We start from the raw sequence: 13,403 nt of genomic DNA, 5'->3' as shown, positions 1-13,403 counted from the left end.
TGGTCCCACCTGACCCCATGCCGAACTCAGAAGTGAAACGCCGTAGCGCCGATGGTAGTGTGGGGTCTCCCCATGCGAGAGTAGGGAACTGCCAGACATCAAATCAAGCGAAAGGCCATCCGAAAGGATGGCCTTTTTGCTTTTCGAACTAACATTCAATTAATGGATTACCTGCGATAAAAATGCCCTCGTACGCTCTGATTTAGGATGCGCAAAAAATTCATCAGGTGCAGCTTGCTCCACTATTTCCCCACGATCCATAAAAATCACCCTGTCAGCGACGGTTCGTGCAAACCCCATCTCATGTGTTACACACAACATTGTCATACCCGACTGCGCCAGCCCAATCATCGTATCCAGCACTTCTTTCACCATCTCCGGATCGAGCGCTGACGTAGGTTCATCAAATAGCATGATCTTTGGTTTCATACAAAGTGAACGTGCTATGGCAACGCGTTGCTGCTGACCACCAGAAATCTGTCCGGGAAACTTCTGGGCATGTTCGGCAATTCTCACCCGCTCAAGGTAATGCAACGCCAGATCTTCAGCCTCTTTCTTAGGCATCTTGCGTACCCAAATCGGTGCCAGGGTACAGTTCTGTAGAACGGTCAGATGAGGGAAGAGATTGAAATGCTGAAAGACCATTCCCACTTCCTGCCTGACGCGCTCAATATTGCGGATATCTTCATTAAGTTCGATGCCATCCACCACGATCCGTCCCTGTTGATGTTCTTCCAGATGATTAATACAACGAATGGTTGTCGATTTACCGGAACCAGAAGGGCCACACAGAACGATCCGTTCTCCCGGTTGCACGGTTAAATTTATATTTTTCAAAACATGGAATTGCCCATACCATTTATTGACGTTTTCCAGCGTAATCATCGCGTTAGCAGGTTGCAGTAAAATTTGGCTCATAGTGTCCTCAATGCGGTGTACGCCCGGTGTTAAAACGTTTTTCCAGATGTTGGCTATAACGTGACATGCTGAAACAGAAGATCCAGTAGATCAGTGCGGCGAAAACATACCCTTCCGTCGACATACCCAACCAGGCGGGATCAACGGTTGCCTGCTGAACGCTACTGAAAAGATCGAACAACCCGATGATGATCACCAGGCTGGTATCTTTGAAGAGTGCGATGATGGTATTTACCAGCCCAGGAATCACCAGCTTCAACGCCTGTGGCAGAATAACCAGCCCCTGGGTTTTCCAGTAACCCAACGCCAGCGACTCTGCCGCTTCATATTGCCCTTTAGGCAGCGCCTGTAATCCGCCTCGCACGACTTCCGCAACATATGCTGACTGAAACAGGATCACGCCAACCAGCGCGCGGATCAATTTGTCGATACTGGTGCCTTCTGCCATAAACAACGGCAGCATGACCGAAGACATAAACAGAACGGTAATCAGCGGTACACCGCGCCAGAACTCGATAAAAATGACCGATAAGATACGCACAATCGGCATATGGGAGCGGCGACCTAACGCCAGTAAGATCCCCCACGGCAGCGCCCCCGCAATCCCAACTGATGCAATAATTAAAGTTAGCGTCAGCCCGCCCCATTGCCGGGTTTCAACCCGCTCAAGACCAAGAAACCCGCCATACATCAGCCACCAGACAATCAGTGGGTAAATCACCGCCCATACCGCAATATAGCGACCGCGATTCGGGAGTATTTTCCAGAACATTGGTGCGATCGACACAAGCCCAATCAGTAATGCGAGGTTAATTCGCCAGCGTTGGTCGTGTGGGTAAAGCCCATACATAAACTGACCAAATCGTTCGTGGATGAAGACCCAACAGGCACCGGCTTTTGTGCAGTCGGTACGCGTTGAGCCAACCCAGTTAGCCTGCAAAAATGCCCAGTTCAGCAACGGTGGAATCAGTTCCCACATCAACCATATGCAGCCAATAGTCAGCAGGCTATTGCTCCAGCTGGAGAACAGATTTTTTCGCACCCACACCATCGCGCGGCTTGAGTTATGGCTCGCCGGGCGCGGGGGATGAGACAGCAATACTTTTGTCATCATGACTCCTTAGCGTTCAACGATCGCGATGCGGCGGTTATAGATATTCATCAGCAGCGAGATAGTCAGGCTGATAATCAGATAGACCGACATGGTCATGGCTATCGTCTCGATGGCTTGCCCCGTCTGGTTCAGCACGGTGCCAGCAAACAGCGAAACCATATCCGGATAGCCAATCGCGGCGGCAAGAGAGGAGTTTTTGACGATGTTGAGATACTGGCTGGTTAACGGCGGAATAATCACTCGCAGTGCCTGGGGAATAATGACCTGGCGTAGCGTAACCGGATTGGGTAATCCCAGTGACCGAGCCGCTTCATGTTGACCATAAGGCACTGCCTGGATCCCAGCGCGGATAATCTCGGCGATAAATGCAGAGGTATAAACCGAAAGCGCCAGCGTTAAGGCTGCCAGTTCAGGAATTAAAACCATCCCGCCACGGAAGTTAAAGCCTCGTAGGGCTGGGACATCCCAGTGTAGTGCTGCGCCAAAAAGCCATTGCGCCAGTAAAGGCAAACCAATGATCAACACAGCGGCGATCGGCCAGGTGCGGCGCAGTTGTCCGGTCTTTATCTGGTATGTTTTATTAAAGCGGAATAGCCCAACAGAAAGGACTATAGCCATAACAACAGCCAGGATAAACGCAATAAATCCGTCTCCCAGCTGCGGTGACGGAATATAAAGCCCACGATTGCTCAAAAAGGCCAGATCAAACGCGCTCACAGCCTGGCGTGGTCCGGGCAAATTGCGCAACACGGCAAAGTACCAGAAGAAGATTTGCAGCAGCGGCGGAATATTACGGAAGATCTCAATATAAATTGTGGAAAGCTTTCGTAGCAGCCAGTTATCCGAAAGTCGAGCCAGACCGATAAAGAAGCCCAGAACAGAAGCGAATACAATACACAATGCAGAAACCAGTAGCGTATTGAGTAAGCCAACAATGAAAACGCGTCCGTAGGTATCACCCTGCTGGTAATCGATCAAATGCTGGACAATACCGAAGCCAGCGCCGCGATCCAGAAAGGCAAAACCTGAAGTAATGCCACGATTACTGAGATTCGTTACAGTGTTGTGAAATAACCAACCAACAATGCCGATAACAGCAACAACGGCAAGGATCTGGAATAACCAGGCACGAACCGTAGGGTTGGCAAAGGAGAGTGAGCCTTTAACGGTTGAGCGGCGATGAGACATAGAAACCTCGGAAAGCATAACGCTGAAGAGAGCGCCGCCGTAGCGACGCTCGTTACCTCACACCGACTTAACGCACGGGCGGCGCGTACTGAATACCGCCGTTATTCCAGAGATTATTTTGCCCACGTTTAATTTTCAGCGGGCTTTCTGAACCTACGTTACGCTCAAAAATTTCCGAGTAGTTACCCACCTGTTTGATGATGTTATAGGCCCATTTATTATCCAACTTCAGATCCTTGCCGTAATCGCCTTCTTTACCCAGCAAATGTGCCATATCAGGCGTTGCTGGATTAGCCGCTTTTTCATCGACGTTCTGGGAATTGATGCCCATCTCTTCAGCATTCAGCATGGCGAAAAGCGTCCAGCGTACAATCGAGAACCATTCATCATCGCCACGACGAACTACCGGCCCAAGCGGTTCTTTGGAGATAACTTCCGGTAAGACAATCCATTCAGCCGGGTTGCTTAATTTGATGCGCAGGGCATACAGTTGTGATTGATCCGAGGCCAGCGTATCACAGCGACCAGATTCCAGTGCCTTCGCTGATTCGTCAGAGCGATCGAAAGTCACTGGTGTGTACTTCATATTGTTTGCCTTGAAGTAATCGGCAACATTGAGTTCGGTATCAGTACCCGCCTGAATACAGACAGTAGCGCCATCCAGTTCTTTCGCGCTTTTTAGCCCCGCTTTATCGTGCGTCAGGAAGCCAATGCCGTCGTAATAAGTGACGCCAGTAAATGCCATTCCCATCCCGGCATCGCGAGATGAAGTCCAGGTCGTATTACGGGAGAGCAAATCCACCTCCCCTGACTGTAAAGCCGTGAAGCGTTCTTTTGCAGTGAGCGGGGTATATTTCACTTTCGTGTCGTCACCAAATACAGCTGCCGCAACACCACGACAAACATCTACATCAATACCTGAAAACTTACCGTCAGCATCGGCATAAGAGAACCCAGGTAATCCATCACTGATCCCGCATTGCACAAAACCTTTTTTCTGAACGGCATCAAGCGTCGCGCCAGCATGCGCCTGATTTGCAACGGCAAGCAGCACGCTGGCGGCAGCCAGTGTGGCTATCATCATCTTTTTCATAATGCTTCCTGTGAGGCGAAAATTATCGTTATAGGACGTTTGGGAAACGTCTTTTACCTGTCTGTGGCCATCCTCTTATAAGCAAAAGTAGTGCCAGCTTTTGCGCACGATTTCGCGTCGCAATAAGCTGAGTGTAGACAGGAAATAATAAAAACAGCGCCCCGCAATGGTGCGAAAATGAAACATGCGCCACATTTTGGCGCAAAATATTTACGCGTTTTTTACTAAGCAGAATAATGATTGTTAGCGTGAGTATAATTCTGGTGGGAAGTGTGAAAATTAAATTGATGCGTTATTTCGAAAGCAGCGAAATAACGCGATATAACATGCTAAATCAGCAGGGAATTAGCCAGCAGAATATAGCAATATTTTATCTTATGGTGAGATACTGTATCGTTAAACAGAGTGCGGTACTCCGCGCCCTGTGCAGTTATTTCGACAGAGCGATGATCCCCATCGTCAGGCCAGCAACAGCTGCTGCCCCGCCAGCAATAGCCCCAGCCGTTTCCCAGTTATCCTGAGTCGTGCCTTTCATACAGGTATTAGTGTGAACCAGTCGACCCTGATCGTCATAAACCGGAACGCAGGGCGAATCGTGAGCACAGCCCGCCAGCAATGCGGTGAGCAATGCCACAGGAATTAATCTTTTCATGGTGTTACCTCAGTAATAAACGCTAACGCTTAATAAGTTAACTCTCTTATTAACGAGCTGAATGCCATTTTATCACCGGAGGTTATAAATCTTGCGGAATGAATAATGACAAATTATGTGAATTGTAAAAATAGTGAAGGGAGCGGGAACTATAGAAAGTTTTTAAAGAGTGAGAAGAAGAATATCTTATTAATTTTTATGGGTTTCACTGAAAATAATAAAGGCACCCGAAAGTGCCTTTATGTTTCTGATTTATCCTTTAAAGCAACGGCGGATCACCACAAAGAACACCGGCACGAAGAAGATTGCCAGCAACGTTGCAGAAACCATCCCGCCCATTACTCCGATACCCACTGCGTTCTGCGCGCCACTGCCGGCACCGTTACTGATAGCTAGCGGTAATACGCCGAGAATAAAGGCGAGAGAGGTCATCAGGATAGGACGCAGACGCATACGTACTGCCATTAGTGTCGCTTCAACAACACCTTTACCCTCTTTCTCCATGAGATCTTTAGCGAACTCAACAATCAAAATAGCGTTTTTAGCCGACAAGCCAATTGTCGTTAGCAAGCCCACCATAAAGTAGACGTCATTTTTTTGATTAAAGAGTGTCGCCGCCAGTAGCACGCCGACAATCCCTAACGGCACGACCAACATAACCGAGACAGGAATTGACCAGCTTTCATAGAGTGCAGCAAGGCACAGGAAAACAACCACAAAGGAAATTGCTACCAGAGCGGGAGCCTGGTTTCCCGATAAGCGTTCCTGATATGACATACCCGTCCAGTCATAACCAATGCCAGCTGGTAATTGTGATGCAAGGTTTTCCATCAACGCCATGGCATCGCCGGAACTGGTTCCTGGCGCGGCTTCCCCCTGAATCTCCATTGACGGCAGACCGTTGTAGCGCTCCAGTCGCGGAGAGCCATACACCCAATGTGCAGTGGTAAAGGCCGAGAATGGCACCATTTCGCCGTTGGCGCTGCGGACATAAAGTTTATCGACATCTTCTGGCAGCATACGGAATTTGGCATCCGCCTGAACATACACCTTTTTCACGCGACCACGGTCAATGAAGTCGTTAACGTAAGTCCCACCTAACGCCGTTGAAATGGTCTGATTGATGTCAGAAAGTGAAACACCTAATGCCTGCGCCTTTTCCTGGTCAACTTCCAGTTTAAACTGCGCGGTGTCTTCCAGACCATTAGGACGCACGCTGACTAAGCTGGCAGGATGTTGCGCCGCCATGCCAAGCAACTGGTTACGGGCCTGGGTCAGGGCATCATGACCCAGCCCAGCCTGATCAATTAACTCAAAGTCGAAACCCGTTGCCGTGCCCAGTTCAACAATGGCTGGCATATTGAATGGAATGACAAAACCGTCGCGGATCTTGCCCAATTCCATTTTGGCACGATGGATTACCGCTTCCGCACTGTTTTCGTCACCACTACGCTCTTCCCACGGTTTCAGACTGACGAAAGCCATACCGGCGTTTTGTGCCTGGCCGCTGAAGCTAAAGCCGTTAACCGTAAAGACACTTTCTACGTTCGCTTTCTCGTTCTTCAGATAGTAATCCGTCACTTGATCCAACACTTTTTGCGTTCGCTCTTGCGTCGCGCCAGCGGGTAACTGAATCATAGTCAGAAAGACACCCTGATCCTCTTCAGGTAAGAAGGAAGACGGAAGACGTAAAAACAACACCACCATTCCAGCAACAATTAGTGCATAGATCAGTAAATATCGTCCTGTGGAACCGAGTATTTTGCCGACGCTGTTGGTGTAGTGGTTAACGCTATGATCGAAGGTGGTATTAAACCAGCCGAAGAAACCGCCCTTATTTTCGTGATGCTCAGCAGAGACGGGTTTGAGCAGTGTTGCACATAACGCTGGGGTAAGAATCAATGCCACCAGAACAGAAAGCGCCATTGCCGAAACGATGGTGATAGAGAACTGGCGATAAATTGCCCCAGTAGAACCGCCGAAGAATGCCATCGGAATAAATACCGCTGACAGCACCATTGCGATACCCACCAGTGCGCCCTGGATTTGCGACATTGATTTTTCCGTCGCTTCTTTTGGCGGGAGCTTATCCTCCATCATCACGCGCTCGACGTTCTCCACCACCACTATCGCATCATCGACGAGCAGCCCGATGGCAAGCACCATCCCGAACATCGTTAGTGTGTTGATGGAGTAACCAAAAGCGGCGAGGATGGCAAACGTCCCTAACAACACCACGGGTACCGCAATGGTGGGGATCAGCGTTGCTCGCATATTCTGCAAGAACAGATACATCACCAGGAACACCAGCATAATAGCTTCGAACAGCGTTTTTACCACTTCGTGAATAGAAAGCTGGACGAATGGCGTGGTGTCATAAGGGTAGAGAACCTTCATTCCCTGCGGGAAGAATGGCTGTAATTCCGCCAGTTTTGCCTTAATGGCTTTCGCGGTATCGAGAGCATTCGCGCCGGTTGCCAGCTTAATCCCCAGGCCCGCCGCCGGTTTACCGTTGATGCGAGCGATAACGTTATAGTTTTCACCGCCAAGTTCAACCCGTGCGACATCTTTCAGGCGTACCACCGAGCCGTCACTGTTTACGCGCAAGGTCACTTTGCCGAATTCTTCCGGATTTTTTAACCGCGTCTGAGCAATAATCGAGGCGTTCAACTGTTGCCCTGGTAACGCTGGCGTTCCGCCCAACTGTCCGGCAGCGATCTGATCGTTCTGTACCTTCAACTGGTTAATCACATCAACAGGCGTCAGTTTATATTTGTTTAGCAGATCGGCGTCCAACCAGATACGCATCGCATACTGTGCGCCGAAAAGCTGTACGTCACCGACGCCATTCAGACGGCTAAGCGTATCTTTAACGTTAGAGGCCACATAGTCCGAGATATCGTCCTGTGTGGTGTCTGGGTTATCAGAGACAAAGCCCGCCACCATCAAATAGCTGCTACTGGACTTTTCAACACTGATCCCCTGCTGCTGTACTTCCTGCGGCAGCAACGGCGTGGCGAGCTGGAGTTTGTTCTGCACCTGCACTTGCGCGATATCAGGATCGGTCCCGGACTGGAAGGTAAGGGTAATTGTCACGCTACCGGCGGAATCGCTGGTGGAGGACATATACATCAGGTTATCGATACCGTTCATATTCTGTTCGATAACCTGCGTCACCGTATCCTGCACGGTCTGCGCATCAGCGCCCGGATAGTTTGCTGAAACAGAAACCGCAGGCGGTGCAATGGTTGGGTATTGGGCGACGGGCAATTGTAGGATCGCCAGTGCGCCCGCCATCATCAGAATAATGGCCAGCACCCATGCAAATATCGGTCGTCGAATAAAAAAGTTTGCCATGTCAGATTGCCTTACTTCGATGCAGAATCTGCGGGGGTATCGGTAGTGGCTTTAACCTGCTCTCCCGGACGCGCTTTTTGCAGGCCGCTGACAATGACTTGATCGCCAGATTTCAGACCTTCGCTAATCAACCATTTATCGCCAATCGCCTGACTGGCAACGACAGGGCGCGCTTCAACCTGGCTTTTATCGTTAACAATCAGCACGGTTGCATCACCACGCGGTGTGCGGCTAACGCCTTGTTGCGGGATAAGAATGGCGTCAGGTTGGACGCCTTCATCAATCCGTGCACGCACAAACATACCCGGCAAAAGCGTATGTTGCGGGTTAGGGAAGACAGCACGTAGGGTTATGGAGCCGGTGCTTTCATCAACGGTCACATCAGAGAATTGCAGCGTACCTTTCAGGGGATAGGTTTGACCGTTTTCCATGACCAACTCTACGTTGCTGGTGGCGTTTTCCTTATGCAAATTTCCTTGCTCTACGGATTGCTTCAGCCTCATAAAATCGTTGCTGGATTGGGTCACATCAACGTAGATAGGATCGAGCTGCTGGACAGTCGCCAGTTCAGTCGTTTGCCCATTAGTGACAAGAGCGCCTTCGGTCACGGTCGATTTGCCGATACGTCCGCTAATTGGCGCAGTCACTTTGGTATAAGCGAGATTGATGCGAGCGCTTTCGACCGTGGCTTTTGCGGCAATCACGGCGGCATCGGCCTGGCGAGCATCAGCAATGGCCTGGTCGTACTCCTGCTGACTGATGTATTTCGTACCCACGAGCGGAACGTAACGTTTTACCGTCAAATGCGCGATGGCGGCGGCGGCTTCACTTTTCGCCAGTTCGCCTTTCGCGCTGTCATAACTTGCCTGATAGGTCGCGGGATCGATCTGGTACAGGGACTGGCCTGCTTGCACATCGCTGCCTTCAGTGAAATTGCGATTCAGTACGATCCCGCTAACCTGTGGGCGAACTTCGGCTATACGGTAAGCATTGGTGCGGCCTGGTAATTCAGTCTTAACTTCTAACGGGGCCGTTTTCACAATATGAACGGTAACCTGCGGTTCACCGACGTGAGCTTTCTCTTCTCCCTTATCGTTACAACCGGCGATTAAAGCCGCGGAGATCAGAATAAAGGAGGGCAGGAGGAAAAACCTGGCATGTTTCGTCATTACTATTCCTCAAAAAACCAAAAGCGCGTTATTTACCCAAAAAGGCAACGCGTTAACTCGCAGAAAGAAAAATACAGTTCGCTATCCTACAAATTATCATTCGTCGATGTAAGGAATAGTTATGAATACTGGCGTCTCAAGGCACATAAACACAAAAAAAGATTAATATTCTACTGTTTTATTTTGACGCGGGTTGAAAGAGGTAGAATCAAATCCTCGTAAATTGAAATATATATTGATAGAGTGAATGTATTTTAGGTAAATAATAAACGTTATTTATTTGACGATTTATAGCAACTCAATATTAGCCTCTCGTATAAATATACATTAGGTGATAGATTAACCTTCGCTATTTTCTCATCCTGTGTCGAATATATTTATTTCCTGAATAATTAATCATGGCAAAAAGAACCAAAGCTGAAGCCCTGAAGACCCGGCAAGAACTGATTGAAACTGCCATCGCCCAGTTTGCGCAGCGTGGCGTAAGCAAGACGACGCTCAACGACATTGCCGACGCCGCTAACGTTACGCGTGGCGCTATCTACTGGCACTTCGAGAACAAGACCCAACTGTTTAATGAGATGTGGTTGCAACAGCCTTCATTGCGGGAGTTAATCCAGGATCACTTGACTGCTGGGTTAGAGCATGACCCGTTTCAGCAATTGCGTGAAAAATTGATTGTTGGCTTGCAATATATTGCCAAAATTCCCCGCCAGCAGGCGTTGCTGAAAATCTTATATCACAAATGTGAATTTAATGATGAGATGCTGGCAGAGGGAGTGATACGCGAAAAGATGGGTTTTAATCCGCAGACTCTCCGCGAAGTATTGCAGGCATGTCTGCAACAAGGTTGTATAGCAAATAATCTCGATTTAGATGTTGTGATGATTATTATTGATGGTGCCTTCAGCGGAATTGTTCAAAACTGGTTAATGAATATGGCGGGTTATGATCTTTATAAACAAGCACCCGCACTGGTCGATAACGTATTAAGAATGTTCATGCCAGATGAAAACATAACGAAATTAATTCATAAAACGAATGAATTAAGTGTCATATAAATTCACATTCTGTCCTGAAAATTCAGTTCGTCACAGTTAACCAGTTTTAGTGGATTAACTGAGTTCATATTGCGGCATTTGTCTGTTTCTGTTGCGAGCAGTTCAATCCACTGCATCAGTAAAGTATCAAACAGAAAAACGAAGACAGCGAAAACGACGAGCCACCAATACTTGCGAATCATTACCTGAGCCTGTGCATGTTTAACCAAGTCTGGCAGGAAATATACACGAAATGAATAATCTGAAAACCAGGCTTACACTTCCTTTACTTTGCAATGAGATCGGGGTCAACTTCGCTTAACCTGCTTCGTTTTGACAGGTTGCCGGTCTTTCTTTTTTTCACTTTCGCCAGTTCTTCCGCAGAGTAATGCGACGCGACATCCAGCCGTCGAAGCCCCATTTTGATGTACTCGCTGTTGATCTCAATACCAATGAATTTTCGCCCACTGGCGACGGCTACGGCACCGGTAGTAAAGCTACCAGCAAACGGGTCGAGAACGATATCGCCTGGGTTGGAAGAGCCGAGAATAATGCGTTTCAGTAAGGCTTCCGGTTTTTGCGTCGGGTGGTTTTCATATTCATCCATCAAATAACGCACGCGCGGAAAATCCCAGACGTTACCCGGTACTTTTTGATGATTGTAAGGCTGTGGAGGGTTTTTGCGATAATCGATCAACGCGCGCTGCGATCCGGTTTTGGCTTCTACCAGAATAGCATCACCGTTGAATGTGTAGTTCTTTGCGTCTTTCACCATCATCAGGATGGGTTCGTACATGGAGCCGTAGTGTTTTTTCGCCTGCACTCCAGAACTGTCATATGACCAGACGATGCGACTTTTGATGGTAAAAAGCTTGCGGCACTGGAGATCGATAAAGGGCATGTTTTCCGTGCTATTCATGATGTACATGCTGCCCTGCTTTTTCAGAACGCGATGGCACTCTGCAATCACTTCAAACAGCCAGTCGATAAACAGATCTTCTTTCCAGGCTTCGATCAGACCATCAAAATTTTTACCGATGTTATACGGTGGGTCGGCAAAGATCAGATCGACACTTTCGGCGGGGAGCTTTTTAAGTTCGGTTAATGCATCACCCTGGATGATGGTCTTTGCTTCATTACCAAATCGGGTCGGTTCACATCCTGTTCTCATGGTCACTCCCTTTGTGACACCTATAAAAAAGGCGCTTCCCCATGCCGAGTAGCGCCTTTTTAATCAAGCATTTAGCTAACCTGAATTAGTTCATGCCGTATTTTTTCAATTTTTTACGCAGCGTACCACGGTTGATGCCCATCATCAGCGCAGCACGGGTCTGGTTACCACGGGTGTATTGCATCACCATGTCCAACAGGGGCTGTTCTACTTCAGCCAGTACCAGCTCATAGAGGTCATTCACATCCTGACCGTTCAGTTGAGCAAAATAGTTCTTCAGTGCCTGTTTAACCGAGTCACGCAGGGGTTTTTGGGTTACCTGATCCTGAGAGTTAACGGTAGAAACGGTCAGTACGTCAGAATTTACGCGTTGTTCGAACATAGTTCTGTCAGCTCTTTATTTCTGTTTACGCAAAATTTTCGAAGTATGCCTCCAACGCCTCCAGCTGTTCGCTGGCATCCTCAATGGCGTTGAATGTGCGCCGAAACTGGTCATTTGGAGCGTGTTCCTGGAGATACCAGGAAACGTGTTTACGTGCAATTCGGTACCCTTTTGCCGGACCATAAAAGTCATGCAGTTCCCGAACGTGCGCGCAAAGCAAGCGCTTAACCTCTGCCAAAGGCAGCGGGGGCAGCAACTCCCCAGTGTCCAGATAATGCTGGATTTCCCGAAAGATCCAGGGTCTTCCCTGAGCTGCGCGGCCTATCATCAAGGCATCCGCCCCTGTATAGTCGAGCACAGCTCTGGCTTTAAGCGGGTCAGTAATGTCGCCATTCGCGATAACCGGAATGGAAACTTTCTGCTTAACTGCCCGAATACTGTCGTACTCAGCTTCTCCATTGAACAAACAGGCGCGTGTACGGCCATGAATGGTCAGAGCCTGAATGCCACAGTCTTCAGCCAGTTGGGCAATCTCTTCGCAGTTACGGTGTTCCGGTGCCCAGCCAGTGCGAATTTTCAGGGTAACAGGAACGTCCACTGCATTGACGACCTCGGTAAGGATCGATTTAACGACATCCGGGTACTGCAAGAGGGCTGAACCTGCGAGCTTGCGATTCACTTTTTTAGCCGGGCAACCCATATTGATATCAATAATCTGGGCACCGCTTTCCACGTTAATACGTGCTGCATCTGCCATTTCTTTCGGATCGCTACCAGCAATTTGCACGGTGCGAATACCGGGTTCATCAATGTGCACCATCCGTAAACGAGATTTGTCGCTTTCCCAAACCTGAGGGTTAGAAGACATCATCTCGGATACTGTCAATCCGGCTCCCATCTCGTAGCACAACGTCCGAAAAGGTCTGTCTGTAATGCCAGCCATGGGCGCTGCGATCAGGCGATTTCTGAGCTGATATTGTCCGATGCGCATGAGTTAAGAAATGACCATACTGTGACTGCAAGGCGGCGTATATTACGCATTTTTTGCACGAGATGAAAGGCCAAACTTTGACCAATCCTCTGAGATGGATCAAAGAATTGCATTTAAAATGAGCGTAGCGCGATAATTACTCATAAAAATCATCATATTAGAAAATAGTGACTAAAATTTACACTCAAAGAAATTTGAGTAAGTTCTCAATTTTTCTTTATGAATGAAAATTTTGGCACGCAAATTTGCGTAAATAATCGGCAAATTAACGTGCCTTTTGTGACATCGCTCGCACTTCGCTCTGCGTCACCCTACGGCGATGCGAAGG

At 48.5% G+C, this 13,403-nt stretch carries 12 protein-coding genes; 1 reads left to right on the top strand and 11 read right to left on the bottom strand.

The features are described 5' to 3' along the window. Positions 1-159 precede the first annotated feature (159 nt). The 7 genes from G434_RS12005 to acrE all read right to left on the bottom strand — a co-directional run bounded on the left by G434_RS12005 (position 160) and on the right by acrE (position 9,491). On the bottom strand, positions 160-918 hold the full coding sequence (locus G434_RS12005; RefSeq protein ID WP_000078348.1) for an amino acid ABC transporter ATP-binding protein: 759 nt from the start codon (positions 916-918) through the stop codon (positions 160-162). A gap of 7 nt (positions 919-925) precedes the next feature. Further along, the gene (locus G434_RS12010) at positions 926-2,029 is read right to left on the bottom strand and encodes an amino acid ABC transporter permease (protein ID WP_001309793.1); all 1,104 of its coding nucleotides are present in this window, start codon (positions 2,027-2,029) and stop codon (positions 926-928) included. Positions 2,030-2,038: 9 nt separating this feature from the next. Further along, positions 2,039-3,220 carry an amino acid ABC transporter permease gene (locus tag G434_RS12015; protein ID WP_000019643.1) on the bottom strand — a complete coding sequence of 394 codons (1,182 nt, stop codon included), beginning with the start codon at positions 3,218-3,220 and terminating at the stop codon, positions 2,039-2,041. 67 nt (positions 3,221-3,287) lie between these two features. After that, on the bottom strand, positions 3,288-4,313 hold the full coding sequence (locus G434_RS12020; RefSeq protein ID WP_000738579.1) for an amino acid ABC transporter substrate-binding protein: 1,026 nt from the start codon (positions 4,311-4,313) through the stop codon (positions 3,288-3,290). Between the two features lie 430 nt (positions 4,314-4,743). Next, positions 4,744-4,965 carry a putative periplasmic lipoprotein gene (locus tag G434_RS12025; protein ID WP_000825639.1) on the bottom strand — a complete coding sequence of 74 codons (222 nt, stop codon included), beginning with the start codon at positions 4,963-4,965 and terminating at the stop codon, positions 4,744-4,746. Between the two features lie 252 nt (positions 4,966-5,217). Further along, positions 5,218-8,322 carry a multidrug efflux RND transporter permease subunit AcrF gene (acrF, locus tag G434_RS12030; protein ID WP_001273225.1) on the bottom strand — a complete coding sequence of 1,035 codons (3,105 nt, stop codon included), beginning with the start codon at positions 8,320-8,322 and terminating at the stop codon, positions 5,218-5,220. Positions 8,323-8,333: 11 nt separating this feature from the next. Then, the gene (gene acrE, locus G434_RS12035; RefSeq protein ID WP_000160348.1) at positions 8,334-9,491 is read right to left on the bottom strand and encodes a multidrug efflux RND transporter periplasmic adaptor subunit AcrE; all 1,158 of its coding nucleotides are present in this window, start codon (positions 9,489-9,491) and stop codon (positions 8,334-8,336) included. A 398-nt stretch (positions 9,492-9,889) separates the two neighbouring features. Here acrE and acrS point away from each other — a divergent pair, with 398 nt between their 5' ends. Continuing rightward, positions 9,890-10,552 carry a multidrug efflux transporter transcriptional repressor AcrS gene (acrS, locus tag G434_RS12040; protein ID WP_001129529.1) on the top strand — a complete coding sequence of 221 codons (663 nt, stop codon included), beginning with the start codon at positions 9,890-9,892 and terminating at the stop codon, positions 10,550-10,552. Between the two features lie 2 nt (positions 10,553-10,554). Here the strand turns inward: acrS and G434_RS12045 are convergent, their stop codons facing one another. The 4 genes from G434_RS12045 to dusB form a co-directional block, all read right to left on the bottom strand. Beyond that, positions 10,555-10,734 carry a DUF2556 family protein gene (locus G434_RS12045; RefSeq protein ID WP_001295275.1) on the bottom strand — a complete coding sequence of 60 codons (180 nt, stop codon included), beginning with the start codon at positions 10,732-10,734 and terminating at the stop codon, positions 10,555-10,557. Positions 10,735-10,817: 83 nt separating this feature from the next. After that, positions 10,818-11,702, bottom strand: coding sequence for an adenine-specific DNA-methyltransferase (gene yhdJ, locus G434_RS12050; RefSeq protein WP_001258950.1), 885 nt, complete (start codon positions 11,700-11,702; stop codon positions 10,818-10,820). Between the two features lie 85 nt (positions 11,703-11,787). Continuing rightward, on the bottom strand, positions 11,788-12,084 hold the full coding sequence (gene fis / locus G434_RS12055; RefSeq protein ID WP_000462905.1) for a DNA-binding transcriptional regulator Fis: 297 nt from the start codon (positions 12,082-12,084) through the stop codon (positions 11,788-11,790). Between the two features lie 25 nt (positions 12,085-12,109). Next, a complete protein-coding gene (gene dusB / locus G434_RS12060; protein ID WP_001219652.1) occupies positions 12,110-13,075 on the bottom strand; it encodes a tRNA dihydrouridine synthase DusB in 966 nt (321 codons plus the stop codon). Positions 13,076-13,403: the final 328 nt, after the last annotated feature.

The organism is Escherichia sp. KTE172, assembly GCF_000408845.1.
GTDB lineage: Bacteria > Pseudomonadota > Gammaproteobacteria > Enterobacterales > Enterobacteriaceae > Escherichia > Escherichia coli.
Note: the sequence above shows the minus strand (reverse complement) of the source record. Positions and strands in the feature narration are given on the sequence as shown.